Here is a 25059-nt window from a genome sequence, read left to right as displayed (position 1 = left end):
ACTGGGTGTCGGGTACGGACGTGCACAACGAAACAGAGGACTCGGGACCCAGCGGCTACGCGGCGGCCCGGCTGCGCCTCCTCACCGAGGAGGCGCGGTCCGGGCCGCCGCGCCGTTCCGCCCTCGCGGAGCTGACCGACGACTGGCTGACCGGCCTGTTCGCCGCCGGCGCCGAAGAGGTGCGCGGCGTGTCCCTCGTCGCGGTCGGCGGCTACGGCCGTGGCGAGCTGTCCCCGCGCAGCGATCTGGACCTGCTCCTGCTGCACGACGGCACCGACGGCAAGGCGGTGGCCGCCCTCGCCGACCGCCTCTGGTACCCCGTGTGGGACCTCGGTCTCGCCCTCGACCACTCCGTGCGCACGCCCGCCGAGGCCCGCAGGACGGCGGGCGAGGACCTCAAGGTCCAGCTCGGCCTGCTGGACGCCCGGCACATCGCGGGCGACCTCGGCCTGACCGCGGGACTGCGGACGGCGGTCCTCGCCGACTGGCGCAACCAGGCGCCCCGCAGGCTCCCCGAACTCCAGGAGCTGTCCGCCGAACGCGCCGAGCGTCAGGGCGAGTTGCAGTACCTCCTGGAACCCGACCTGAAGGAAGCCCGAGGCGGTCTGCGGGACGCCACCATCCTGCGTGCCGTCGCCGCGTCCTGGCTGGCGGACGCCCCGCGCGAGGGCCTCGCCGACGCCCGGCGCCGGTTGCTCGACGTCCGCGACGCCCTGCACCTGACCACCGGACGGGCGACGGACCGGCTCGCACTCCAGGAGCAGGACCAGGTCGCCGCCGAGCTCGGGCTGCTCGACGCGGACACCCTGCTGCGGCAGGTGTACGAGGCGGCGCGGGTCATCTCGTACGCGAGCGATGTGACATGGCGCGAGGTGGGGCGCGTACTGCGGGCGCGAGCCGTGCGGCCGAGGCTGCGCGCCATGCTGGGCGGCGGGAAGCCGGGCGTCGAGCGCTCACCACTGGCGGAGGGCGTGGTCGAGCAGGACGGCGAGGTGGTGCTCGCCCGCACCGCGCGCCCCGACCGCGACCCCGTGCTCCCGCTGCGCGCCGCGGCCGCCGCCGCACAGGCCGGCCTCCCGCTCTCCCTGCACGCGGTACGGCGCCTCGCCGCCACCGTGCGCCCCCTGCCCACGCCCTGGCCCGCCGAGGCACGCGAGCAGCTCGTGACCCTGCTGGGCTCCGGGCGCCCCACGATCGACGTGTGGGAGGCCCTGGAGGCCGAGGGGCTGATCACCCACTTCCTGCCCGACTGGGAGCGGGTGCGCTGCCGCCCACAGCGCAACGCCGTGCACATCTGGACCGTCGACCGGCATCTGATCGAGACGGCCGTGCGCGCCTCCGAGTTCACCCGCCGCGTCCACCGCCCCGACCTTCTGCTGGTCGCCGCGCTGCTGCACGACATCGGCAAAGGCTGGCCCGGCGACCATTCCGTGGCCGGCGAGATCATCGTCAAGGACATGGCCGCCCGCATCGGCTTCGACCGCGACGACGTCACGGTGCTCTCCACCCTCGTACGCCATCACCTGCTGCTCGTCGAGACGGCCACCCGGCGCGACCTGGAGGACCCGGCCACCGTGCGGTCGGTCGCCGAGGCGGTCCGCACCGAGGGCACGCTGGAGCTGCTGCACGCCCTGACCGAGGCGGACGCCCTGGCCACCGGCCCGGCCGCCTGGTCCTCATGGCGCGGTTCGCTCGTCGCCGACCTGGTGAAACGGGTGGCGGCCGTGCTGGCGGGGGACGCCCCCGGCGAGCCCCAGGCCGCCGCGCCCACCGCCGAGCAGGAGCGGCTCGCCATCGAGGCCGCGGCGACGGGCGGCCCGGTGCTGTCGCTGCGCGCGCATCCCGAGCCGCCCGCCGAGGGGCAGCCCCCCGGGGACCCCGAGCCGCTCGGTGTGGAGCTCCTCATCGCCGTACCGGACCAGCCGGGCGTGCTGCCCGCGGTGGCCGGCGTCCTCGCGATGCACCGCCTGACCGTGCGCACCGCGGAACTGAGCGCCCTCGACCTGCCCGCCGGTGTCGACGGCTGCGTCCTGCTGCTGAACTGGCGGGTCGCCGCCGAGTACGGCTCCCTGCCGCAGGCCGCCCGGCTGCGTGCCGACCTCGTACGCGCCCTGGACGGCACCCTGGACATCGCGGGCCGGCTCACCGAGCGGGACGCCGCCTATCCGCGCCGCCGGGGCGTGGTCGCGCCGCCGGCCAGGGTGTCGGTGCATCCGGCCGCCTCCCGCCTGGCCACGGTGATCGAGGTCCGGGCCCAGGACGCGCCCGGGCTGCTGTTCCGGATCGGGCGAGCACTGGAGGACGCGAGCGTGCGGGTGCGCAGCGCACATGTCAGCACGCTCGGTGCGAACGCCGTCGACGCGTTCTATGTCACAGGCCCCGAGGGGGCGCCGCTGCCCCGCGACGAGGCGGCGTCCGTGGCCAGGAAGCTGGAGGAGACCTTGCGGGCCTGACCCGGGGGATCCCGGCAACCTGTGCCGCCGGGATACCCTGGAGGGCGATTGTCAGCAGCCACCGACCCCGAGGACCGCGAGCGCCGTGTTCGACACTCTCTCCGATCGCCTTTCAGCGACTTTCAAGAACCTGCGCGGCAAGGGACGGCTCTCCGAAGCGGACATCGACGCCACAGCGCGCGAGATCCGCATCGCGCTCCTCGAAGCGGATGTGGCCCTTCCTGTCGTCCGCACGTTCATCAAGAACGTCAAGGAGCGTGCCCTCGGCGCCGAGGTCTCCAAGGCGCTGAACCCCGCCCAGCAGGTTCTGAAGATCGTCAACGACGAGCTCGTCACCATTCTCGGTGGGGAGACCCGGCGTCTGCGCTTCGCCAAGCAGCCGCCCACCGTGATCATGCTGGCCGGTCTCCAGGGCGCCGGTAAGACCACCCTCGCGGGCAAGCTCGGCCGCTGGCTGAAGGAGCAGGGCCACTCGCCGCTGCTCGTCGCCTGTGACCTCCAGCGTCCGAACGCCGTCAACCAGCTGAGCGTCGTCGCCGAGCGCGCCGGTGTCGCGGTCTACGCGCCCGAGCCGGGCAACGGCGTCGGTGACCCGGTCAAGGTCGCCAAGGACTCCATCGAGCACGCCAAGGCCAAGGTCCACGACATCGTGATCGTGGACACCGCCGGCCGCCTGGGCATCGACCAGGAGATGATGCAGCAGGCCGCCGACATCCGGGACGCGGTCTCGCCGGACGAGATCCTGTTCGTCGTCGACGCGATGATCGGTCAGGACGCGGTCAACACCGCCGAGGCCTTCCGCGACGGCGTCGGCTTCGACGGCGTGGTGCTCTCCAAGCTCGACGGTGACGCCCGCGGTGGTGCCGCCCTGTCGATCCGGCAGATCACCGGCAAGCCGATCATGTTCGCGTCGAACGGCGAGAAGCTCGACGACTTCGACGCCTTCCACCCGGACCGGATGGCCTCCCGCATCCTCGACATGGGTGACCTGCTCACCCTGATCGAGCAGGCGGAGAAGACCTTCGACCAGGCCGAAGCCCAGAAGATGGCCGAGAAGCTGGCCTCCAAGAAGGGCCAGGACTTCACCCTCGACGACTTCCTGGCCCAGATGGAGCAGGTCAGGAAGATGGGCTCCATCTCCAAGCTGCTCGGCATGCTCCCGGGCATGGGCCAGATCAAGGACCAGATCAACAACCTCGACGAGCGTGACGTCGACCGTACGGCCGCGATCATCAAGTCGATGACCCCGGCCGAGCGCCAGGAGCCGACGATCATCAACGGCTCGCGGCGCGCCCGTATCGCCCGCGGTTCCGGCGTCGAGGTCGGCGCGGTCAAGAACCTGGTCGAGCGGTTCTTCGAGGCCCGCAAGATGATGTCCCGCATGGCCCAGGGCGGCGGCATGCCGGGCATGCCGGGGATGCCGGGCATGGGCGGCGGTCCCGGCCGTACCAAGAAGCAGCCGAAGAAGGCCAAGGGCAAGCAGCGCTCCGGCAACCCGATGAAGCGCAAGCAGCAGGAGCAGGAGGAGGCCGCGCGCAGGGCCGCCGCCGCTCAGGGCGGTGCTCCGGGCGGTGCGTTCGGGCTGCCGGGCCAGCAGGCCGGGCAGGACTTCGAGCTGCCGGACGAGTTCAAGAAGTTCATGGGCTGACGGGCCCCGCCTGCCCGGGCGGACGGTTCCCGCGCCAAGCGTCTGAAGAGGGCGCCCTTCCTTCGCGGAGGGGCGCCCTCAGCGCGTGCCACCGCCAGACATCTGCCGTAACGTCCAGATATGAGCAATGCCGCGCCACCTCGCAAGGCCCCTGACCGGCCGTGGCGCACCGAGGGCACGCCGGAGGAGCCGCCCGGGCGGCCCGGTGGCCGACGGCTACGCGGTCGCTGGTGGGGCCTGCTCCTCACCGCGGTGATCGTGTTCCTGCTCGCCTATGTGGGACTGACGTATTTCGACCGGGGCAGCGAGCCGACGATCTCCTACACGGAGTTCAGCCGACAGGTCGAGGCCGACAACGTCTCCAAGATCTACTCCAAGGGCGACGCGATCCAGGGCGAGCTCAAGAACGCCCGGGACAACCCCGACGGCGACGGCGACTACACCAAGTTCCGTACCCAGCGCCCCGCCTTCGCCGACGACGAGCTCTGGCGCCAACTGAGCGGCAACGACGTCACGGTGACGGCGCAGCCGGTCGTGCAGGAGCGCAGCGTCCTGTCCAATGTGCTGTTCTCCCTGATCCCGATCGCGCTTCTGATCCTGGTCTGGGTCTTCATCGCGCGGCGCATGGGAGCGGGCATGGGCGGCGCGGGCGGCATGCTCGGCCGCAAGGCGCCGCCCAAGCCGGTCGAGCTCCAGGCGGGCACGGAACGCACGACCTTCGCCGACGTGGCCGGCATCGACGAGGTCAAGGGCGAACTCGACGACGTAGTCGACTTCCTGGAACACCCCGACGCCTACCGCAGGATGGGCGCCAAGATGCCGCGCGGCGTGCTGCTCGCGGGCTCGCCCGGCACCGGCAAGACCCTGCTGGCGCGTGCGGTGGCGGGCGAGGCGGGAGTGCCGTTCTTCTCGGCCTCCGCCTCCGAGTTCATCGAGATGATCGTCGGTGTGGGCGCCTCCCGGGTGCGGGAGCTGTTCGCCGAGGCCCGCAAGGTGGCGCCGTCGATCATCTTCATCGACGAGATCGACACCATCGGCCGGGTGCGCGGCGGCGGCGCGTCGGTCAGCGGCCACGACGAGCGCGAGCAGACCCTGAACCAGATCCTCACCGAGATGGACGGCTTCTCCGGCTCGGAGGGCGTGATCGTCATCGCCGCGACGAACCGCGCCGACATCCTCGACCCGGCACTGACCCGGCCCGGCCGCTTCGACAGGGTGGTCAGCGTCGCGCCCCCGGACCGCGGCGGACGCGAGGCGATCCTGCGGATCCACACCCGCGGCATCCCGCTCGCCACGGACGTCGACCTGACCCAGCTGGCCCGTACGACCCCCGGCATGACCGGTGCGGATCTGGCCAACCTCGCCAACGAGGCCGCGCTCCTCGCGGTCAAGCGCAAGCAGGAGCAGGTGACCGCCGCGGACCTGTCGGAGGCGCTGGAGAAGGTGCAACTGGGGGCGGAGCGCACCCTGGTGATGCCCGAGGAGGACCGGCGCCGCACCGCCTACCACGAGAGCGGTCACGCCCTCCTCGGCATGCTCCAGCCGGGCGCCGACCCCGTCCGCAAGATCACCATCGTGCCGCGCGGCCGGGCGCTCGGCGTGACGATGTCGACCCCCGAGGTGGAACGGTACGCGCACTCGGAGGGCTATCTGCGGGGCCGCATCATCGGCGCCCTCGGCGGCATGGCCGCGGAACAGGTGGTCTACGGCGTCGTCACCACGGGCGCCGAGAACGACCTCGAACAGGTCACCAACATCGCGCGCGGGATGGTGGCCCGCTGGGGCATGAGCGAGCGCGTGGGCCGGCTGTCCGCCCTGCCGAGCGACGCCCAGCAGGCGTACGGGCTCTCGGCCGCCCCGCACACCCTCGACGTGATCGACGCCGAGATGCGCCGGATCGTCGACGCGTGCTACGAGGAGGCCTGCCGCAAACTCCGTGACCACCGTGGGCAGTTGAACGCGCTGGCCGAGGCGCTGCTGGAGAACGAGACGCTGGAGGAGGCGGACGCGTACCGGATCGCGGGGATCACACGACTGACGAAGGACGACACCCACTGACGACACGCAGGCAGGACCCCCGAGAGCTCCCCGGCCCCGTCGGTCGCCGCCCCCGGTTTCAGGGCACGCGCGCGATCAGGTACCGGAAGACGTTCGGCATCCACACCGTCCCGTCCTGTCGCTGATGCGGATGCAGTGCCTCCGCCACCTCCTTGTCCACCTGCGCCTGATCGGTCGCCATGATCGCCCCGTCGAACAAGCCCGTCGACAGCAGCCCGCGTACGGCACTGTCGACATCCGCGTATCCGAAGGGGCACGCCACCCGCCCGGAGCCGTCCGGCCGCAGGCCCGCGCGCGTGGCGACCTCCTCCAGGTCGTCCCGCAGGGCGGGGCGCCAACTGCCCGTACCGCGCAGGGGATCGGCCAGCTTGGTGGCGACCCGCAGCACCGACGAGGTGGCGCAGCGCTCCGGCGGGCCCCAGCCGGCGAGCACCACCGCAGCCCCTCGCTCCGCGAACGGCACCGCGTCCGCGAGGGTCTCACCGAGCCCCTCCGAGTCGCCCGCGAGGCATCCGATCGGCTCGAACGCCGTCACCAGGTTGTACGCGGACGTGCGTGCGTCCGCCGCGTCGCGAGGCGAGCCTTCGACGAGCCGGGTGCCGGCACGCGCGCGCGTGTCCCACGCCTCGGGCAGCAGCCGCCCGCGCGCGAGAGCCAGCCGTTCCGGTGCGCGGGACTCGACGCCGGTGACGGCCGCGCCTCTGGCCGCCGCCATCAGGAGGGCCAGCCCACTGCCGCAGCCGAGGCCCAGCAGCCGGGTGCCGGGACCCACCTCCAGTCGCTCGTGGACGGCCTCGTAGAGCGGAACCAGCATCCGCTCCTGGATCTCGGACCAGTCACGCGCGCGTGCACACAGATCCACGCGGGGTGCCGCCCCCGCGCGAGGTAGGTGCTGCCGCACGAGCGTAGGTGTCATCGAAAGCGCCCCAATCCGCCGAGAGTTGTCTCTGTGCCCGATTCCGTGGCCCCCGTGACATGCGCTCAGGCTTTCCCGTATGCCAGGAAACTCCGCACCCGACGCCGCGTCCAGAGGTCGCGGCCCCCTGCTTGTGGCTTCCCCGCGCGCGTGGCCGGAATTCACATTCCGGCAACATGGACCCGTACCATCTCGCCATGACCAAGGCACCCGTTCTCACGCCCCGGGCGGACGACTTCCCGCGGTGGTACCAGGATCTGATCAACAAGGCCGAGCTGGCCGACAACGGTCCGGTGCGCGGCACCATGGTCATCCGACCGTACGGATACGGGCTGTGGGAGCGGATGCAGGCCGAGATGGACGCCCGCATCAAGGAGACGGGAACCCAGAACGCGTACTTCCCGCTGCTGATCCCGCAGTCGTACCTCACACGCGAGGCGGACCACGTCGAGGGCTTCGCACCGGAGCTCGCGGTCGTCACGCACGGCGGCGGCAAGGAGCTGGAGGAGCCGGCGGTCGTCCGCCCCACCTCCGAGATGATCATCAACGACTACTTCTCGAAGTGGGTGCAGAGCTACCGCGACCTGCCCCTGCTGATCAACCAGTGGGCGAACGTGGTCCGTTGGGAACTGCGCCCCCGGCTCTTCCTGCGCACGACCGAATTCCTGTGGCAGGAGGGGCACACCGCGCACGCCACCCGAGAGGACGCCCGCGACTTCGCCTCGCACATCCACCGCAAGGTCTACGAGGACTTCATGGTGAACGTCCTCGCGATGGACGTGCTGCCCGGCCGCAAGACGGTCAAGGAGCGCTTCGCCGGAGCCATCAACACCCTCACGCTCGAAGGGATGATGGGCGACGGCAAGGCCCTCCAGATGGCCACCAGCCATGAGCTGGGCCAGAACTTCGCCAAGGCCTTCAACACCTCCTACCTCTCGCAGGAGGGCACCCAGGAGCTCGTCTGGCAGACCTCCTGGGGCTCGACCACCCGCATGATCGGCGCGCTCGTGATGATGCACGGCGACGACCACGGCCTCAGGGTTCCGCCGCGTCTGGCGCAGACCCAGGTCGTCGTCCTGGCCATCAAGGGCGACGAGGCGGTTCTGGCCAAGGTCCGCGAGATCGGCGACCAGCTGAAGGCGATCGGCATCCGCGTCCACGTCGACGACCGCACCGACACCCCCTTCGGCCGCCGCGCGGTCGACTGGGAGCTCAAGGGCGTGCCCGTACGGATCGAGGTCGGGCCCCGTGACCTGGAGAGCGGCACCGCGATGCTGGCCCGCCGCATCCCGGGAGGCAAGGAGCCGGTCGCGCTGGACGCCCTGGCCGGCCTGCTCCCCAAGGTCCTCGAAGAGGACCAGGCGCTGCTGCTGACCCAGTCCCGTGAGCGCCGCGAGTCCCGTACGTCGGAGGTGTCCAGCGTCGAGCAGGCCATCGACGCGGCGACCGCCGGCGGGTGGGCGCGTATCCCGTGGGCGACCCTCGGCGAGGAGGGCGAGGCCCGGCTGGCCGAGCACGCCGTGACCGTACGGTGTCTGGTCGCCGAGGACGGGTCGGTGCCGGACGCCGATGACGCGCCCGGTAACGTCGCGGTCGTGGCGCGCGCCTACTGAGACGACGCCCCGCGCGGCGAGAGCGGCCGAAACGCCTCTTGCGCTTCCGCGGAGCACGGAGACACCGGCGGGTGGACGCCGCCTACGCGCCGGTGCGTACGTATCACTACGCACCGGCTTGGTAGGAGCTGCGAGGCTTCTCCGCAGATCGGCCCACCCGCCCTCGTCGTGGCGCATCATTCGCAACTGACGGGTACGTGCAAATTATTTGGGATGCCCCGGAATCGGAACACAGCGGCACTCCGGCTCGTTGTCATTACGTGAGCACGACACAGACACCACCTGTTCTCGCCGCAGAGCTGGCACAGGCGTGGGCCGACATTCAGCGGTACCACCCCGAGCTGCCGGATCTCGCCGCGCCAGAGTCCCTGATCGGGGAGTCGTCGTCCGCGTGCGGTCACGAGCTCTCCTTCGAGCGACTGCTCCATGAGGCAGTCCATGGCATCGCCGCCTCGCGCGGCATCCGCGACACCTCCCGCGCCGGCCGCTACCACAACCGCAGATTCCTTGTCATCGCCGAGGAGCTGGGCCTGGACCACCCGGAGGAACCGCACCCCAGCAGCGGTTTCTCCCTGGTCACCCTCAACCCCGAGGCCAAGCGGCGCTACCGCCCGACCATGGAACGGCTCCAGCGCGCCCTGAAGGCCCACACCGCGGCGACCTCGGCCGACACCAGCAGGACCTTCCGGGGCCCGGCCGCCCGCCACGGCTCCTCCGGAGGCGGCGTCCGTGTCAAGGCGGTCTGCGACTGCGGCCGTAACGTCCGGGTCGTCCCGTCGGTGCTGGCGCAGGCGCCGATCGTGTGCGGCGGGTGCGGGAAGCCGTTCCGGATCCCGGAGGTCGTGGGAGCGGCGTAGCGACGCCACGCGTGGGACACCGGCATCTCGTGGCTGTCGGTGCAGGTACGCGGGCATCGCCGCCGGGGTGCTGTTGCGCAGCCGTATTCGCGTAGCTGCGAGTAGTCGTGCCGCTGGGGCGGCACGGGTGGGCGCAGCGGCACCCCGTCACGCCGGGCCGCGCAAGGCCCCGAGGGCACCCCATGCGCCGGGTGCCCCATCAGGCATGCCCAGCCACCCTCCCGCCCCCTCGGCCAAAGGCGGCCCGTGGGGTATGGCACAATGGCTAGCTGTACTCGACAGTCGCACAGGACCCCTCTCTCCTCCGGCTGACGCGTCCATCGGGCACTCGGGTACCGCAACCCCACGCGGCATCTCTCGCCGTGCCCAACCACGTCAAATCCAGGAGAACCCACTCCCGTGGCAGTCAAGATCAAGCTGAAGCGTCTGGGCAAGATCCGTTCGCCTCACTACCGCATCGTCGTCGCCGACTCCCGCACCCGCCGTGACGGCCGTGCGATCGAGGAGATCGGCAAGTACCACCCGACCTACAACCCGTCGGTCATCGAGGTGGACGCCGACCGTGTGGCGTACTGGCTGGGTGTCGGCGCGCAGCCGACCGAGCCCGTCCTCGCCATTCTGAAGAAGACCGGCGACTGGCAGAAGTTCAAGGGCGAGCCCGCCCCGGCTCCGCTGCTCGTCGCCGAGCCGAAGAAGGCGCGCCCGTCGTTCGAGGCCCTCAGCGGCGAGGACGAGGGCAAGGGTGAGGCGATCACCCAGAAGAAGAAGGCGGAGAAGAAGGACGAGGCCGCCGCCGAGTCCGAGTCGGCCGAGGCCTGAGCATGCTCGAGGAGGCTCTCGAGCACCTCGTGAAGGGCATCGTCGACAACCCTGACGATGTGCAGGTCGCCTCGCGCAACCTGCGCCGCGGGCGCGTGCTGGAGGTCCGGGTCCACCCCGACGACCTTGGCAAGGTGATCGGCCGCAACGGCCGCACCGCGCGCGCTCTGCGCACCGTCGTGGGCGCCATCGGCGGTCGCGGTGTCCGCGTCGACCTCGTCGACGTGGACCACGTCCGCTGACGCCGAACGCAGCACCGGCTCGGGCCGGGGAGGGCCACTGGGCCGTCCCCGGCCCGACGTCGTGACGAGTAGGAGATCTTCGAAAGTGCAGCTCGTAGTCGCGCGGATCGGCCGCGCCCATGGCATCAAGGGCGAGGTCACCGTCGAGGTCCGTACCGACGAGCCGGACCTGAGGCTCGCGCCCGGCGCCGTCCTGCTCACGGATCCCGCCGCGGCGGGCCCGCTCACCATCGAGACCGGCCGGGTGCACAGCGGCCGTCTCCTGCTCCGCTTCGAGGGCGTCGCCGACCGCACCGCGGCCGAGGCCCTGCGCAACATCCTCCTGATCGCCGAGGTCGACCCGGAGGAGCTGCCCGAGGAAGCGGACGAGTACTACGACCACCAGCTCATGGACCTGGACGTGGTGACCGCGGACGGCGTGGAGATCGGCCGGATCACCGAGATCTCGCACCTGCCCTCCCAGGACCTCTTCATCGTGGAGCGGCCCGACGGCAGCGAGGTGATGATCCCGTTCGTCCAGGAGATCGTCGCCGAGATCGACCTGGAGGAGCAGCGGGCGGTCATCACCCCGCCGCCGGGCCTGATCGACGACCGCGCGGAGATCGCCTCGACCCGTGACGCGGAGGCGGAGAGCTGATGCGGCTCGACGTCGTCACGATCTTCCCCGAGTACCTGGACCCGCTGAACGTCTCCCTCGTCGGCAAGGCACGCGCGCGTGGACAGCTGAACGTCCAGGTGCACGACCTGCGCGAGTGGACGTACGACCGGCACAACACCGTCGACGACACCCCGTACGGCGGCGGACCGGGCATGGTCATGAAGACCGAACCCTGGGCTGACGCGCTCGACTCCGTCCTGGCGGACGGCTACGAGACGGGTGCGCACGCGCCCACCCTGATCGTCCCCACGCCCAGCGGCCGGCCCTTCACCCAGGAACTCGCCGTCGAGCTCTCCGAGCGCCCGTGGCTGATCTTCACGCCGGCCCGCTACGAGGGCATCGACCGCCGCGTCATCGACGAGTACGGCACCCGGATGCCCGTCCACGAGGTGTCCATCGGCGACTACGTCCTCGCCGGCGGCGAGGCGGCCGTCCTCGTCATCACGGAGGCCGTGGCCCGGCTGCTGCCCGGGGTCCTGGGCAACGCCGAGTCGCACCGCGACGACTCCTTCGCACCGGGCGCCATGGCCAACCTCCTGGAAGGCCCCGTCTACACCAAACCGCCCCAGTGGCGCGGCCGGGGCATCCCGGACGTGCTGCTCAGCGGCCACCACGGCAAGATCGCCCGCTGGCGGCGCGACGAGGCGCTGCGGCGTACGACGGCCAACCGGCCGGACCTGATCGAGCGCTGCGACCCCGGGGCCTTCGACAAGAAGGACCGCGAGATGCTCTCCATCCTGGGCTGGATGCCCGACCCGGACGGGGAGCCCTTCGGCCGATTTTGGCGCAGGACCGACGGCGTGGAAGAATAGGCCGCTGTTGTGCGCCGTCCGGCGTGCGCCCCTGCCACAGGGGGACACGACGCCCGCCCCGCCGAGCACGACTCTCATCCAGAACATCTAGTTCCCGTTGATGACCTGTGGCATCAGCGAAGAAAGCAGACGAAATGTCTCACCTGCTCGACTCCGTCGACTCCGCGTCGCTGCGCAGCGACGTCCCGGCCTTCCGCCCGGGCGACACGGTCAACGTCCACGTCCGCGTCATCGAGGGCAACCGCTCCCGTGTGCAGCAGTTCAAGGGCGTTGTGATCCGCCGTCAGGGTGCCGGCGTGCGCGAGACCTTCACGGTCCGCAAGGTCTCCTTCTCCGTCGGCGTCGAGCGCACCTTCCCGGTGCACACCCCGATCGTCGAGAAGATCGAGCTCGTCACCCGCGGTGACGTGCGTCGCGCCAAGCTGTACTACCTGCGCGACCTGCGCGGCAAGGCCGCGAAGATCAAGGAGAAGCGCGAGAGCTGAGCGCGTTCGGGGGCTCGCCCCCGCGGGGTCCACAGCGGGGCCGGATAACATCTGGCCCCGATGGACACCGAAGCACAGCCGACGGAGCGCGACCGCTCCTCCCGCCCTTCCGACTCCGAGGAGACCTCGGACCCAGAGGGGCAGGAGGGACGGTCGCGTTTCGCGTTGGTGTCGCGACTCGCGCACTGGCTGCCGGGCGGCCGGATCAGCCTGACCCTGCTGGTCCTCCTCGTGTTTGCGCTGTTGCTCAACCGGTTCGTGGCACAGCCGTTCCAGATCCCCAGCGGATCCATGGAGTCCGGATTGAGGGTCGGCGACCGTGTTCTCGTAAATAAGTTGGCGTACCGTTTCGGTGCCGAGCCGCGGCGCGGCGATGTTGTCGTGTTCGACGGAACCGGGTACTTCGGGGATGCCGACTACATCAAGCGCGTTGTGGGTGTGGGGGGAGACCGCGTGGTCTGCTGCGACAGGGAGGGGAGGATCCAGGTGAACGGCCGGTCGGTCGACGAGTCGACGTACCTGTATCCCGGCGACGTGCCGTCCACGGTGCGCTTCGACGTCGTCGTGCCCGGCGGCACCCTGTTCGTCCTCGGCGACCACCGCAGCGAATCCAGCGACTCCCGCGACCGGCTGGGCTCGCCCGGCGGCGGCATGATCCCGGTCGACGACGTGATCGGCCGCGCCGACTGGATCGTATGGCCGAGCGCCCACTGGACCCGCCTGGAGCGGCCGGACGCCTACGCGCGCGTGCCGGCCGGGAAGGGGCCCCATGGGTAACCGTGGCAAGCCCCGCGGCGTGCCCAGCAGCGCCGCCGACAATCTGCTGCCCACCGGCGCCCGGCGCGCCGCCAGCCCCGCGGGCGGCCGTACCCGCGCGGAGCGCCGAAAACTCCAGCGCAAGGTCAAACGACGCCGCAGGCGTTCCGCGATGAAGGAGATACCCCTCCTCGTGGGCGTCGCGGTCCTCATAGCGCTCGTGCTGAAGACCTTCCTCGTCCAGGCCTTCGTGATCCCCTCGGGATCCATGGAGCAGACGATCCAGATCGGCGACCGCGTCCTGGTCGACAAGCTCACCCCCTGGTTCGGCTCGAAGCCGCAGCGCGGGGACGTCGTCGTCTTCAAGGACCCCGGCGGCTGGCTGCGGGACGAGCAGACGACCGTGAAGAAGGAAGACCCCGTCGTCATCAAGCAGGTCAAACAGGCGCTCACCTTCATCGGTCTGCTGCCCTCGGACGACGAGAAGGACCTCATCAAGCGCGTCGTGGGGGTCGGCGGCGACCGGGTGAAGTGCTGTGACACACAGGGGCGGGTCACCGTCAACGGCGTTCCCCTGAACGAGGACTATCTGTATCCCGGCAACGCCCCCTCCAACTCGCAGTTCGACGTCACCGTCCCGCAGGGGCGGCTGTGGGTCATGGGCGACCACCGGGCCGACTCCGCGGACTCCCGCTCGCATCAGAACCAGGGCTACGGCGGCACCGTCTCCGAGGACGAGGTCGTCGGACGGGCCATGTGGATCGCCTGGCCGCTGGGCCACTGGACCTCCTTGGACGAACCGAAAACCTACGCTTCGGTGTCCGACTCGGCGGTGGGGTCGACCGCCGCTCCCCAGCTGTCGCATAGGGTTGCTTCCGACGATTCGAACGGAACGATCCAGCTCCCGACCCCTGCGGAACTCCCGCTCGTTATGGGAGTAGTGGGCCTGCACCGCGGATGGGGCAGGCAGCGGCACAGAGTGAGGAGTTGGCGTGGGGGATGTGGCGGTTGGCGCACGATCCGGGCACGACGGCGAGGAGCACCGCGGACGCCCCGTGGACGCAGCCGACCCGGCCGCGGACGACGCCGTGACCTCCGGGAATGAGCCCGGAGCGGGCGGTGACGGCGCTGGGCCGGGCGGGCAGCCCCCGGCCGACGGCCAGGGGCCGGGCGGGACGTCCCCCCAGCCGAAGAAGCAGCGTTCCTTCTGGAAGGAGCTGCCCATCCTGATCGGCATCGCGCTCGTCCTCGCGCTGCTGATCAAGACGTTCCTGGTACAGGCGTTCTCGATCCCCTCCGACTCGATGCAGAACACCCTCCAGCAGGGTGACCGCGTCCTGGTCGACAAGCTCACCCCCTGGTTCGGTTCCGAGCCCGAGCGCGGCGAGGTCGTCGTCTTCCACGACCCCGCCAACTGGCTCGCGGGCGAACCCACCCCCGACCCGAACGCCCTCCAGACCTTCCTCAGCTGGATCGGCCTGATGCCGTCCGCGGAGGAGAAGGACCTCATCAAGCGTGTGATCGGCGTCGGCGGCGACACGATCGAGTGCAAGAACACCGGCCCGCTGACGGTGAACGGCAAGGCGCTGAACGAGCCGTACGTCTACCCCGGCAACACGCCGTGCAGCATGGACGACCAGGGTGGCCAGTTCAAGGTGAAGGTCCCCGAAGGCCACATCTGGGTCATGGGCGACCACCGCCAGAACTCTCGCGACTCGCGCTACAACCAGGCCGACAAGAACCACGGCATGGTCCCGGTCGACGAAGTGGTCGGCCGCGCCGTCGTCATCGCCTGGCCGGTCAACCGCTGGGACAACCTGCCGGTTCCGGACACCTTCGAGCAGAACCTGGACGCCCGCTCCGCCGCCCTGACGGTCGCCCCGCAGGGGCTCGCGCTGGCCGGCGCGGTGCCGCTGGTCCTCTGGCGTCGCCGGCGGGACGAGGCGGCGGCCCGGACCCGCTGAGCGCCTTGGGCGCCGCCTTCCTGGGCGGCTCCCCGTCGGGCGGCCCCGGCCGGGATCGGGGGATGCGGGTGGCCCGGGTGGGTGTCCCGGATCTGCGTGGCCTTGGGAAAGCTTTGCCGAGCCGGTGGGCCCCGGGGCCTCAGGAGGGGCTGCCGGGTTTCGGTACCGCCGGGTAGGGTGCGGAGCCATGGGTGGCGAGAGCACGACACGTACGGCGACGCGCAGCGGTGGCGCGAGCAGTGGCCCGGCGGGCAGCCGGACCGGACAGCGGCTGTCCGGGCTGGCCGTGGCGCTGGGCCTGGTGCTGTTCCTCGGCGGATTCGCCTGGGGAGCGGTGATCTACCGGCCGTACACCGTGCCCACCACTTCGATGGCGCCGACGATCGGCGCGGGGGAGCGGGTGCTGGCCGAGCGCGTCGACGGTGACGAGGTGCGCCGCGGTGACGTCGTCGTCTTCACCGACAAGAACTGGGCGAGCAACGTCCCTGTCGTCAAGCGCGTGGTCGCCGTCGGCGGCGACACGGTCGCCTGCTGCACGGACGGCGACCTGACCGTCAACGGCAAGCGGGTCGACGAGCCCTACCTGGCCGAGGACGGCCTCGCCGAGCTCCAGAACTTCCCGACCGTGACGGTGCCCGAGGGCCGGCTCTTCCTCCTTGGCGACGAGCGCAGCGGCTCCCTGGACTCCACGGCCCATCTCACGGATGCTGCCAGCGGCACCGTGGCGCGCAGTGCCGTGTCCGCCCGGGTGGACGCCGTCGTCTGGCCCATGGACGGGATGCTTCAGCGCCCCACCGGCTTCGAGAGCCTCGGCGCGCTGTCGTCCCCCGGCCCGCTGCCGACGATCGTCACCCTGATCGTCGTCGGCGCCGTGCTGGTCCTGGGCGGCGGGGCGTACGGCCCGGTCGCCAAGCGGCTGGACAGCCGGTCGCGCAGCCGGACGGAGCCCACGGGTGCCCCCTGAGACGGCGGGCCTGGGGGAGAGCCCGCGGTGCGGGGAGAGCCCCTACGGCGACTCGTACGAAGGTGGGCTGCGCAAGGTCGCCCGCGTGGTGCTGCTGGATCCGCAGGACCGCATTCTGCTGCTGCACGGCCATGAGCCGGAGGACCCGGCCGACGACTGGTGGTTCACCCCGGGTGGCGGGGTCGAGGGCGACGAGAGCCGTGAAGAGGCCGCACTGCGGGAACTCGCCGAGGAGACCGGCATCACGGAGGTGGAACTCGGGCCCGTGCTGTGGCGGCGGATGTGCTCCTTCCCGTTCGCGGGCCGACGCTGGGACCAGGACGAGTGGTACTACCTGGCCCGTACGACGCAGACGGAGACCCGGGCCGTGGCCCTCACCGAACTGGAGCGGCGCAGCGTCGCCGGAGCGCGCTGGTGGACGTGTCAGGAACTTGCCCGAGCACATGAGACGGTGTATCCGACCAGACTCGCCGAGCTGCTGCGCAGGCTGCTCGACGACGGTCCCCCCGCCGGGCCCGTGACCCTTGACTCCGAAATTGTCTAGGTGCGGGCGGGACTGGCGCACAATGGTGGGATCGCACGGCTGAAGGGGAACATGCCATGAGCGCCGAGGACCTCGAGAAGTACGAGACCGAGATGGAGCTCAAGCTCTATCGGGAGTACCGCGATGTCGTCGGTCTGTTCAAGTACGTGATCGAGACCGAGCGGCGTTTCTACCTGACCAACGACTACGAGATGCAGGTGCACTCGGTCCAGGGTGAGGTGTTCTTCGAGGTGTCCATGGCAGATGCCTGGGTGTGGGACATGTACCGGCCGGCTCGGTTCGTGAAGCAGGTCCGGGTGCTCACATTCAAGGACGTGAACATCGAGGAACTGAACAAGAGTGATCTCGAGCTTCCGAGCGGGTGACGTTCACTCACCGGGGTGAGGAAGTTTTCCACAGCGGCCGACTTGTCCACCAAGATCCAATAGCCCGCTGAACGGGCTTCATCGTTGGCGCCGGAGGTGGTGCCGACATGAACGCACGCAGTGCACTCGGCAAGTACGGCGAGAACCTCGCCGCGCGTCGGCTGGTCGAAGCCGGGATGACGGTTCTGGAGCGCAACTGGCGCTGCGGCAGGACCGGAGAGATCGACATCGTCGCCAGGGACGGCGACGTTCTGGTCGTCTGTGAGGTCAAGACCCGCAGGACCGGTGGCTTTGAGCATCCGATGGCCGCGGTGACGCCGGAGAAGTCCCGACGCCTGCGCGGCCTCGCGGAACGCTGGATCCACGCGCACGGCGGGGCGCCACCCGGAGGAGTCCGCATCGACCTCGTCGGCGTCGTCCTGCCCGCACGGGGCGCGCCCGTGGTCGAGCACGCGCGGGGGGTGGCCTGACATGGGGTTCGCGCGTACCTGCTCGGTGGCCCTGGTGGGCGTCGAGGGTGTGGTGGTCGAGGTCCAGGCGGACCTGGAGCCGGGGGTGGCGGCGTTCACGCTGGTGGGGCTGCCGGACAAGAGCCTGACGGAGAGCCGGGACCGCGTGCGGGCCGCCGTGGTGAACTCGGGGTGTGAGTGGCCGCAGAGGAAACTGACCGTCGGCCTCAGCCCAGCCTCGGTGCCCAAAGCGGGCAGCGGATTCGACCTGGCCGTCGCCTGCGCCGTCCTCGGCGCCTGCGAACGGATCGATCCACGGGTGCTCGCCGACATCGTGATGATCGGGGAACTCGGTCTGGACGGGCGCGTACGCCCCGTGCGGGGCATCCTGCCCGCCGTGCTGGCCGCGGCGGACGCCGGCTATGAACAGGTCGTCGTCCCCGAGTGCGCCGCGGCCGAGGCGTCGCTGGTGCCGGGGGTGTCCGTACTGGGCGTGCGCAGCCTGCGGCAACTGATCGCCGTCCTCGCCGACGAGCCCGTCCCCGAGGAGGAGCCTCACGATCTGGGTCGTCCGGATCCGCTGCTCGCCGGCTTGCGGGTGCCGGGGACCGGCGCGGCCACGAGCATGCACAGCCTCGGTGCCTCCCCAAGCGAGCGCGGCCACGACCTCGCCGACGTGGTGGGCCAGATGTCGGCGCGTACTGCCGTGGAGGTCGCCGCGGCGGGCGGGCATCACCTGTTCCTCGAAGGACCGCCCGGCGCGGGCAAGACCATGCTCGCGGAGCGGCTGCCGGCCATCCTGCCCCGGCTCGGCAGGCAGGAGTCGCTCGAAGTGACCGCGGTGCACTCGGTGGCCGGGCTCCTGCCGCCGGGCAAACCCCTGATCGACGTGGCCCCCTACTGCGCCCCGCATCACTCGGCGACGATGCAGGCACTGGTGGGCGGCGGGCCGGGCATCCCACGGCCCGGAGCGGTGTCGCTCTCCCATCGGGGCGTGCTCTTCCTGGACGAGACGCCCGAGTTCAGCGGCCAGGCCCTCGACGCCTTGCGACAACCGCTGGAAGCCGGACACGTCGTGATCGCACGCAGCGCGGGAGTCGTGCGCTTCCCGGCGAAGTTCCTGATGGTGCTCGCGGCCAACCCCTGCCCCTGCGGCCGTTTCTCCCAGACGGACGCCATGTGCGAGTGCCCGCCCTCGGCGATCCGCCGCTACCAGGCGCGACTGTCCGGGCCGCTGCTCGACCGGGTCGACCTACGGGTGGAGGTGGACCGAGTGACGCGTGCGCAGCTCACCGAGCGCGGGGCCCGGGGCGAGAGCACCGCGACGGTGGCCGACCGGGTGCGGACGGCCCGGGAACGCGCCTCGGCCCGGCTCGACGGCACCCCGTGGCGGACCAACAGCGAGATCCCCGGACGTGAGCTGCGCAGCCGCTGGTACGCCGCGGCCGGCGCCATGGACGAGGCGGAGCGGAACCTGGAACGCGGCGTACTGACCGCCCGTGGACTCGACCGTGTGCTGCGCGTGGCCTGGACCGTCGCAGACCTCGTCGGCCACGACCGGCCCGACGCGACAGACGTTGCCCTGGCCCTGCAACTGCGGACCGGCGTGCCGCGGGGCGTGCCCATGGCCATCGGAGCGATGACATGACCGGGGGTGAGGATCCGCACGACGAACTGCTCGGACGGGTCTTTCTGAGCCGGGTCGTCGAGCCTGGCGACGAGGTGGCCGGGCGATGGGTCCGGGAGCGCGGGGTGGCGGACGTGGTGCGGCGGATCCAGGAGGGGGCGGAACCCCTGCCGGGGGTGAGCTACAAGCGGTGGGACGGGCTGCGGGCCAGGGGCCTGCGGGCCGAGCCCACGCGGGATCTCGACCTCGCCCGGTCGGCCGGGGTGCGGTTCCTCTGCCCGGGCGACGTCGAGTGGCCGGGGCAACTCGACGATCTCGGGGACGCCCGGCCCCTCGGGCTGTGGGTGCGGGGCCGGGCGAGCCTGCGGATGTGGGCCCTGCGTTCCGTGGCCGTCGTCGGAGCCCGCGCCTGCACCGAGTACGGCGCCCACATGGCGGCCGTCCTCGCCGCCGGGCTCGCGGAGCGCGGGTGGGTGGTCGTGTCCGGCGGCGCCTATGGCGTGGACGGCGCCGCCCACCGCGGTGCGCTCGGCGCCGGCGGCGCTACCGTCGCCGTGCTCGCCTGCGGGGTCGACCGGCCCTACCCGCGCGGGCACACCCAGCTGATCAACAGGATCGCCGACCAGGGACTCGTGATCGGGGAGCTGCCACCGGGCGATCACCCGACCCCCAGCAGATTCATCGTGCGGAACCGGGTGATCGCCGCGCTCACCAGGGGCACGGTCGTCGTCGAGGCGGCCCACCGCAGCGGGTCACTGGTCACCGCCCGGGCCGCCCAGCGGTTGGGCCGGCACACCATGGCGGTGCCCGGGCCGGCCACCAGTGGACTCTCCGCCGGTGCGCATGAACTCCTGCGCGGCGACGCCGTGCTGGTCACCGATGCCGCGGAGGTCGTCGAACTCGTCGGCGACATGGGAGAGCTGGCGCCCGAGCGGCGCGGGCCCGTCCTGCCGCGCGATCTGCTGGAGCCGGGCGCCCGCCGTGTGCTGGCCGCCCTGCCCGGCCGCCGTGCGGCGAGGGTGGGCGAGGTCGCGCGCGGCGCACAGACCAGCGAGGACGACGCGATCGCGCGGCTGTACGAACTCCGCTCACTTGGTTACGTCGAACGACACGACGACGGCTGGAAGTTGACACGCCAGGCAATCATGTCCGCTCGATCCGATCGGAGTCGATGCTGACCGAGCGTGTTCGGCCGTACGGGGGAACACGGACGCCCTTGTGAATTCCCCCAGTTGGGGTGTTCGGGTGATCACGTAGAGCGACCGCCGTGCCCCGGCGGGGCGTCCAGCGGAACGTATCTGCGTACGCCTTGTGCTCCGCCCTTCGCGCACCGCGACACCGCAGTCACGCTACGCTCACGAGGATTCCGGCGCAGAACGGCACCTCGACCCCCGAACGGCACCAGAACGACGTCAGACCGGCAGCTCCCCCAGGCAGCCGCACTTCACGGCAGAACGGCACAAGGCAACGAATGCCCCAGCACACCTCCGGGTCCGACCGGGCGGCGATCCCCCCAGCCGCCCGTGACGGTGGCAGCGTGCGACCGCCCGCTCCCTCGACGCTCGACGAGCTGTGGCGGTCGTACAAGGCGACGGGGGACGAGCGGTTGCGCGAGCAGCTGATCCTGCACTACTCGCCGCTCGTCAAGTACGTGGCGGGCCGGGTCAGCGTCGGTCTGCCGCCCAACGTCGAGCAGGCGGACTTCGTGTCCTCGGGGGTGTTCGGGCTGATCGACGCGATCGAGAAGTTCGACATCGACCGGGAGATCAAGTTCGAGACGTATGCGATCACCCGCATCCGGGGCGCGATGATCGACGAGCTGCGGGCCCTGGACTGGATTCCACGGTCCGTACGGCAGAAGGCGCGCAACGTGGAGCGGGCGTACGCGACCCTGGAGGCGCGGCTGCGGCGGACGCCGTCGGAGGCGGAGGTGGCCGTCGAGATGGGGATCGCGGTGGACGAACTCCACGCGGTCTTCAGCCAGTTGTCGCTGGCCAACGTGGTGGCGCTGGAGGAGTTGCTGCACGTCGGGGGCGAGGGCGGCGACGGACTGAGCGTCATGGACACGCTGGAGGACACCGCCGCGGACAACCCCGTTGAGGTCGCCGAGGACCGGGAGCTGCGACGGTTCCTGGCGCGCGCGATCAACACGCTGCCCGAGCGGGAGAAGACCGTGGTGACGCTGTATTACTACGAGGGGCTGACCCTCGCCGAGATCGGCAATGTGCTGGGTGTGACCGAGAGCCGGGTGAGCCAGATCCACACCAAGTCGGTGTTGCAGCTGCGGGCGAAGTTGGCCGGCTTCGGCCGCTGACAGAGCGGGGCGCGCGCGGGGTTCCCCGAGAGACTCCCGTCCTCGGTGACGCGTCCGTACAGTGGTTGACGTGCCAAGGATTCGAGCGGCCTCCGTGGCCGAGCACCGGTCGATGCAGCGAGCCGCCCTGCTGGACGCGGCCCGTTCCCTGTTGTCCGAAGGCGGGACGGAAGCGCTGACCTTCCCGGCTCTCGCCGAGCGGACGGGGCTCGCGCGGTCGTCCGTGTACGAGTACTTCCGGTCACGCGCCGCCGTGGTCGAGGAGCTGTGCGAGGTCGACTTTCCCGTGTGGGCCGCGGATGTCTCGGCTGCGATGGAGCGGGCGTCGACGGCCGAGGGCAAGGTCGAGGCCTATGTGCGGCAGCAGCTCGCCCTGGTCGGGGACCGGCGGCACCGGGCCGTGGTGGCGATCTCCGCGAGCGAGCTGGACGCGGGGGCCCGGGAGAAGATCCGGGCGGCCCACGGCGGGCTGGTCGCGATGATCGTCGAGGCGCTGGGGGAGATGGGGCACGCGGAGCCCCGCCTGGCGGCGATGTTGCTGCAAGGCGTCGTGGACGCGGCCGTGCGGCGGATCGAGCTGGGTGCGGCGGAGGAGCCGTCGGTCATCATCGAGGCCGCCGTGGGGATGGCCTTGCGGGGGGTTCGCGGCTGACGGCCGAATCGGACAGGGCCGGGCCTGGGCGTGAGTGGGCCTGGGCGGCCTGGGTCGCTTGGGGTTGGACGGTGGCGCCCGGCGCTGATTCGAGCGAGTTCGTGCTCCCCCGGCCGGCCGGGGGAGGGGCGCGGAGTCCGGGAGGAGGGGGTGCTGCTTATGGGTGCAGGAGCGCCTCAGTGGAGGCTGCGACTCAGTGGCGGGAGTGCCTCAGCGGACCGGCTCGGGGGAAAGATCGGCTTAGCGGCCGGCGGGTCTCAGTGGCGGGACTGGCCTGGTGGTGGGCGTTGGGGGAAAGGTCGGCGTAGCGGCGGGATTGGCCTGGCGGCGAGAGCAGCTCAGCGTAGCTACCGGCCTGGTGGTGGGGACCGGCTCGGCAGCGCAGGGGCGCTCTGACCATGGAGCCAGCCTGGCGGCGTGATCGGCTCAGCAGTGCATTGGCCCAGCGACGCGTCTGGCCCAGCGGCGCCTCCGGCCTGACGGTGGGGTCCGGCTCGGCGGAGGGATCGGCTAGCGGCAGGGCGGACCTGGCGGCGGGATCGGTGTAGCGGCGGGACTGGCCTGCGTTGCGGATTGGCCTGGCGAGGCATCGGCTTTTAGGGATGGGACCGCCTGTCGGCGGGATCCGCTCACGGCGGCATCGGCGTATCGACGGGACTGGCCTACGACGGGAGGGCCTGGCGGTGGGACTCGCGTATCGGCGGAACGGGCCTGGCGATGGGACGGGCCCATCGATGGGATCGGCCGGGCATCGGCAGCGGCATCGGCCTGCCGACGGCAGCAGCGGCCTACCGGCGGCATCGGCCTGCCGGTAGGACCGGCCCGTGGCGGCCGGGGGCGGCCCAGTGAGGCTGGCGACCGGCCCGAGAAGACGTCTGCCTCGGCTTGCGCGGCTCCGACGCGGCCCGGCGTGATGGACGCCGACGCCGCCGCCCGTCACGGAAGTGGAACCCCCAGTACCGGCAGCAGTCTCGACGGCCCCCTGCTCAATAGCCATGGTGGGAGCAAGGACAACGGGTCCAGGTAAACGTCGCCCCTCCGCAGCCCCCAGTGCACGCACGTGTCTCCGCAGTGCGACCCGGTCGGCTCCACCGTCCCCACGACCTCCCCCGCCGCCACCTCGTCCCCCTTCTGCACGGACGCCCGCAACGGCTCGTATGTCGTCCGCACGGGTGGATCTCCCGTCCCCTTCAGCTCCACCGACACGACCCCCTTGCCCGCGACCCGGCCCGCGAACGACACCCGGCCCGCCGCCACCGCCCGTACGGGCGCGCCGGCCGGGGCCGCCAGATCCACGCCCCGGTGGCCGGGACCGTACGGTGTCGCAGGGGGTTCCCAAGTGCGGAGGATCGGTGGGCGGGAGCCCACCGGCCATGCTCGGCCGACCGCCGGCACCGTGGGATCCGGGACCGGCGGGGTCGGCGCGCCGGTGGCGGTCAGGGTCAGTCGGGGGGCCGGTGCCAGGAGGACCGCGGCCGTCAGGAGCAGCAGGAACAGCAGCCGTCCGCCCACCCGGGACGGCCGCCACACAGCCTTGCCCGTTCGCGCTCTTCTGCCCGTCCCCGCAGCGCCTGCCGTCCCCGCTGCCCTTGCCGCCGCGGCCGTCCCCGGCGCGCCCGGCGCCTCCGCCCATCGCTTCTCTCGCATACGAGAACCGTCCCGCACCCCCGCCGATCATGGCCGGTATCTGTGGACAACCCCCCGGTTGTGGACAGCGGCGTCACCCGGTGCCTCGCGGGTCCCGTACACTTCTTCTGGCGATCCGGGTCACCGGGTCGACTTCGCACGCCCCGATACGACAACCGGAGACGGTCCGTATCAGCGCCCCTCGGTCCTTCGTGGCACGGCGCATGTGGGCGTCAGGCGCGGAAGCCGTCCGGCATCCGCGGCACAACCGAGAACATTCAAGGAGATACGGCCATGGCCGTCGTCACGATGCGGGAGCTGCTGGAGAGCGGCGTCCACTTCGGTCACCAGACCCGTCGTTGGAACCCGAAGATGAAGCGCTTCATCTTCACGGAGCGCAACGGCATCTACATCATCGACCTGCTCCAGTCGCTGTCGTACATCGACCGCGCCTACGAGTTCGTCAAGGAGACCGTCGCCCACGGCGGCACGGTCATGTTCGTCGGCACGAAGAAGCAGGCGCAGGAGGCCATCGCCGAGCAGGCCACCCGCGTCGGCATGCCCTACGTCAACCAGCGCTGGCTGGGCGGCATGCTCACCAACTTCTCGACCGTCTACAAGCGCCTTCAGCGTCTGAAGGAGCTCGAGCAGATCGACTTCGAGGACGTCGCCGCGTCCGGTCTGACCAAGAAGGAGCTTCTCGTGCTCTCGCGCGAGAAGGCCAAGCTGGAGAAGACCCTCGGCGGTATCCGCGAGATGCAGAAGGTGCCCAGCGCAGTCTGGATCGTGGACACCAAGAAGGAGCACATCGCCGTTGGTGAGGCCCGGAAGCTCAACATTCCGGTCGTCGCGATCCTCGACACCAACTGCGACCCCGACGAGGTCGACTACAAGATCCCGGGCAACGACGACGCGATCCGCTCCGTCACCCTGCTCACCCGTGTGATCGCCGACGCCGTCGCCGAGGGCCTCATCGCCCGTTCCGGCGTGGCGACGGAGGGCAAGGGCGAGAAGGCCGCGGGCGAGCCGCTCGCCGAGTGGGAGCGCGACCTGCTCGAGGGCGAGAAGAAGGCCGACGAGGCCCCGGCCGCCGCCGAGGCCGAGAAGCCGGCCGAGGCTCCGGCCGCCGAGGCCCCCGCTGCCGAGGCCCCCGCTGCCGAGGCCCCGGCCGCCGAGGGCGAGCAGGCCTGACACCCGTCGGCGTCGACGGCGGGAGCGGCATGAAATCCGCTCCCGC

Annotated in this window: 24 protein-coding genes; 22 read left to right on the top strand and 2 right to left on the bottom strand. The window is 71.2% G+C overall.

Going from position 1 to position 25059, the window contains the following annotated elements:
- Window positions 1–5 precede the first annotated feature (5 nt).
- From ACHBTE_RS18480 to ftsH, 3 genes are all read left to right on the top strand, one after another.
- Window positions 6–2453, top strand: coding sequence for a [protein-PII] uridylyltransferase (locus ACHBTE_RS18480; RefSeq protein ID WP_394725009.1), 2448 nt, complete (start codon window positions 6–8; stop codon window positions 2451–2453).
- An 85-nt stretch (window positions 2454–2538) separates the two neighbouring features.
- Entirely contained in the window at window positions 2539–4101 is a 1563-nt protein-coding gene (ffh, locus tag ACHBTE_RS18475; protein WP_394725007.1) for a signal recognition particle protein, read from the top strand.
- A gap of 120 nt (window positions 4102–4221) precedes the next feature.
- Window positions 4222–6159 carry an ATP-dependent zinc metalloprotease FtsH gene (gene ftsH / locus ACHBTE_RS18470; RefSeq protein WP_394725006.1) on the top strand — a complete coding sequence of 646 codons (1938 nt, stop codon included), beginning with the start codon at window positions 4222–4224 and terminating at the stop codon, window positions 6157–6159.
- A gap of 58 nt (window positions 6160–6217) precedes the next feature.
- Here the strand turns inward: ftsH and ACHBTE_RS18465 are convergent, their stop codons facing one another.
- Window positions 6218–7075 (bottom strand): SAM-dependent methyltransferase, encoded by an 858-nt coding sequence (locus tag ACHBTE_RS18465; protein WP_394725005.1) that lies wholly within the window; start codon window positions 7073–7075, stop codon window positions 6218–6220.
- A gap of 197 nt (window positions 7076–7272) precedes the next feature.
- On the opposite strand from ACHBTE_RS18465, the gene proS reads away from it, so the two are divergent.
- The 18 genes from proS (at window position 7273) to ACHBTE_RS18375 (ending at window position 22196) form a co-directional block, all read left to right on the top strand.
- A complete protein-coding gene (gene proS / locus ACHBTE_RS18460; RefSeq protein ID WP_394725004.1) occupies window positions 7273–8688 on the top strand; it encodes a proline--tRNA ligase in 1416 nt (471 codons plus the stop codon).
- Between the two features lie 260 nt (window positions 8689–8948).
- Entirely contained in the window at window positions 8949–9545 is a 597-nt protein-coding gene (locus ACHBTE_RS18455) for a hypothetical protein (RefSeq protein WP_394725003.1), read from the top strand.
- A 399-nt stretch (window positions 9546–9944) separates the two neighbouring features.
- Window positions 9945–10364 (top strand): 30S ribosomal protein S16, encoded by a 420-nt coding sequence (rpsP, locus tag ACHBTE_RS18450; protein ID WP_393450567.1) that lies wholly within the window; start codon window positions 9945–9947, stop codon window positions 10362–10364.
- Window positions 10365–10366: 2 nt separating this feature from the next.
- Window positions 10367–10606 carry an RNA-binding protein gene (locus ACHBTE_RS18445; RefSeq protein ID WP_003973401.1) on the top strand — a complete coding sequence of 80 codons (240 nt, stop codon included), beginning with the start codon at window positions 10367–10369 and terminating at the stop codon, window positions 10604–10606.
- Window positions 10607–10691: 85 nt separating this feature from the next.
- Complete coding sequence (gene rimM / locus ACHBTE_RS18440; protein WP_394725002.1) at window positions 10692–11243, top strand: ribosome maturation factor RimM; 552 nt, start codon at window positions 10692–10694, stop codon at window positions 11241–11243.
- A complete protein-coding gene (trmD, locus tag ACHBTE_RS18435) occupies window positions 11243–12076 on the top strand; it encodes a tRNA (guanosine(37)-N1)-methyltransferase TrmD (RefSeq protein WP_394725001.1) in 834 nt (277 codons plus the stop codon). Before rimM ends, trmD begins: the two co-directional genes overlap by 1 nt.
- A 134-nt stretch (window positions 12077–12210) precedes the next feature.
- Window positions 12211–12561, top strand: a complete 351-nt coding sequence (rplS, locus tag ACHBTE_RS18430) for a 50S ribosomal protein L19 (RefSeq protein WP_394725000.1) — start codon at window positions 12211–12213, stop codon at window positions 12559–12561.
- 60 nt (window positions 12562–12621) lie between these two features.
- Complete coding sequence (gene lepB / locus ACHBTE_RS18425; RefSeq protein ID WP_394724999.1) at window positions 12622–13338, top strand: signal peptidase I; 717 nt, start codon at window positions 12622–12624, stop codon at window positions 13336–13338.
- A complete protein-coding gene (gene lepB, locus ACHBTE_RS18420) occupies window positions 13331–14422 on the top strand; it encodes a signal peptidase I (RefSeq protein WP_394724998.1) in 1092 nt (363 codons plus the stop codon). The genes lepB (ACHBTE_RS18425) and lepB (ACHBTE_RS18420) overlap by 8 nt, the downstream gene beginning before the upstream one ends.
- A complete protein-coding gene (gene lepB, locus ACHBTE_RS18415) occupies window positions 14310–15281 on the top strand; it encodes a signal peptidase I (RefSeq protein WP_394724997.1) in 972 nt (323 codons plus the stop codon). Before lepB (ACHBTE_RS18420) ends, lepB (ACHBTE_RS18415) begins: the two co-directional genes overlap by 113 nt.
- Window positions 15282–15468: 187 nt before the next feature.
- Window positions 15469–16245 carry a signal peptidase I gene (gene lepB, locus ACHBTE_RS18410; protein ID WP_394724996.1) on the top strand — a complete coding sequence of 259 codons (777 nt, stop codon included), beginning with the start codon at window positions 15469–15471 and terminating at the stop codon, window positions 16243–16245.
- 10 nt (window positions 16246–16255) lie between these two features.
- Window positions 16256–16789, top strand: coding sequence for an NUDIX hydrolase (locus tag ACHBTE_RS18405; protein WP_394725036.1), 534 nt, complete (start codon window positions 16256–16258; stop codon window positions 16787–16789).
- 56 nt (window positions 16790–16845) lie between these two features.
- Entirely contained in the window at window positions 16846–17154 is a 309-nt protein-coding gene (locus tag ACHBTE_RS18400; RefSeq protein ID WP_003993268.1) for a DUF2469 domain-containing protein, read from the top strand.
- Window positions 17155–17261: 107 nt separating this feature from the next.
- Window positions 17262–17624, top strand: coding sequence for a YraN family protein (locus ACHBTE_RS18395; RefSeq protein WP_394724995.1), 363 nt, complete (start codon window positions 17262–17264; stop codon window positions 17622–17624).
- Window position 17625: 1 nt separating this feature from the next.
- Complete coding sequence (locus ACHBTE_RS18390) at window positions 17626–19251, top strand: YifB family Mg chelatase-like AAA ATPase (RefSeq protein ID WP_394724994.1); 1626 nt, start codon at window positions 17626–17628, stop codon at window positions 19249–19251.
- Window positions 19248–20408, top strand: a complete 1161-nt coding sequence (gene dprA, locus ACHBTE_RS18385; RefSeq protein WP_394724993.1) for a DNA-processing protein DprA — start codon at window positions 19248–19250, stop codon at window positions 20406–20408. The genes ACHBTE_RS18390 and dprA overlap by 4 nt, the downstream gene beginning before the upstream one ends.
- 293 nt (window positions 20409–20701) lie before the next feature.
- Window positions 20702–21544 carry an RNA polymerase sigma factor WhiG gene (gene whiG / locus ACHBTE_RS18380; RefSeq protein ID WP_394724992.1) on the top strand — a complete coding sequence of 281 codons (843 nt, stop codon included), beginning with the start codon at window positions 20702–20704 and terminating at the stop codon, window positions 21542–21544.
- Between the two features lie 94 nt (window positions 21545–21638).
- Window positions 21639–22196 (top strand): TetR/AcrR family transcriptional regulator, encoded by a 558-nt coding sequence (locus ACHBTE_RS18375; RefSeq protein WP_394725034.1) that lies wholly within the window; start codon window positions 21639–21641, stop codon window positions 22194–22196.
- 936 nt (window positions 22197–23132) lie between these two features.
- Here the strand turns inward: ACHBTE_RS18375 and ACHBTE_RS18370 are convergent.
- The gene (locus ACHBTE_RS18370) at window positions 23133–23693 is read right to left on the bottom strand and encodes a murein hydrolase activator EnvC family protein (RefSeq protein WP_394725033.1); all 561 of its coding nucleotides are present in this window, start codon (window positions 23691–23693) and stop codon (window positions 23133–23135) included.
- Between the two features lie 423 nt (window positions 23694–24116).
- Between ACHBTE_RS18370 and rpsB the strand changes: the two genes are divergently transcribed.
- Window positions 24117–25013, top strand: coding sequence for a 30S ribosomal protein S2 (rpsB, locus tag ACHBTE_RS18365; RefSeq protein ID WP_394724990.1), 897 nt, complete (start codon window positions 24117–24119; stop codon window positions 25011–25013).
- Window positions 25014–25059 lie beyond the last annotated feature (46 nt).

Source organism: Streptomyces sp. M41, assembly GCF_043673425.1.
Taxonomy (GTDB): Bacteria; Actinomycetota; Actinomycetes; order Streptomycetales; family Streptomycetaceae; genus Streptomyces.
Note: the sequence above shows the minus strand (reverse complement) of the source record. Positions and strands in the feature narration are given on the sequence as shown.

Excerpts from the sequence above, each read along its gene's own strand:
- rplS (WP_394725000.1), top strand. The coding sequence starts at position 12,211 with ATGTCTCACCTGCTCGACTCCGTCGACTCCGCGTCGCTGCGCAGCGAC.
- ACHBTE_RS18445 (WP_003973401.1), top strand. The coding sequence starts at position 10,367 with ATGCTCGAGGAGGCTCTCGAGCACCTCGTGAAGGGCATCGTCGACAAC.
- ftsH (WP_394725006.1), top strand. The coding sequence starts at position 4,222 with ATGAGCAATGCCGCGCCACCTCGCAAGGCCCCTGACCGGCCGTGGCGC.
- dprA (WP_394724993.1), top strand. The coding sequence starts at position 19,248 with ATGACCGGGGGTGAGGATCCGCACGACGAACTGCTCGGACGGGTCTTT.
- ACHBTE_RS18465 (WP_394725005.1), bottom strand. The coding sequence starts at position 7,075 with ATGACACCTACGCTCGTGCGGCAGCACCTACCTCGCGCGGGGGCGGCA.
- lepB (WP_394724998.1), top strand. The coding sequence starts at position 13,331 with ATGGGTAACCGTGGCAAGCCCCGCGGCGTGCCCAGCAGCGCCGCCGAC.
- ACHBTE_RS18390 (WP_394724994.1), top strand. The coding sequence starts at position 17,626 with ATGGGGTTCGCGCGTACCTGCTCGGTGGCCCTGGTGGGCGTCGAGGGT.
- lepB (WP_394724996.1), top strand. The coding sequence starts at position 15,469 with ATGGGTGGCGAGAGCACGACACGTACGGCGACGCGCAGCGGTGGCGCG.
- ACHBTE_RS18400 (WP_003993268.1), top strand. The coding sequence starts at position 16,846 with ATGAGCGCCGAGGACCTCGAGAAGTACGAGACCGAGATGGAGCTCAAG.
- proS (WP_394725004.1), top strand. The coding sequence starts at position 7,273 with ATGACCAAGGCACCCGTTCTCACGCCCCGGGCGGACGACTTCCCGCGG.
- trmD (WP_394725001.1), top strand. The coding sequence starts at position 11,243 with ATGCGGCTCGACGTCGTCACGATCTTCCCCGAGTACCTGGACCCGCTG.
- whiG (WP_394724992.1), top strand. The coding sequence starts at position 20,702 with ATGCCCCAGCACACCTCCGGGTCCGACCGGGCGGCGATCCCCCCAGCC.
- ACHBTE_RS18395 (WP_394724995.1), top strand. The coding sequence starts at position 17,262 with ATGAACGCACGCAGTGCACTCGGCAAGTACGGCGAGAACCTCGCCGCG.
- lepB (WP_394724999.1), top strand. The coding sequence starts at position 12,622 with ATGGACACCGAAGCACAGCCGACGGAGCGCGACCGCTCCTCCCGCCCT.
- rpsB (WP_394724990.1), top strand. The coding sequence starts at position 24,117 with ATGGCCGTCGTCACGATGCGGGAGCTGCTGGAGAGCGGCGTCCACTTC.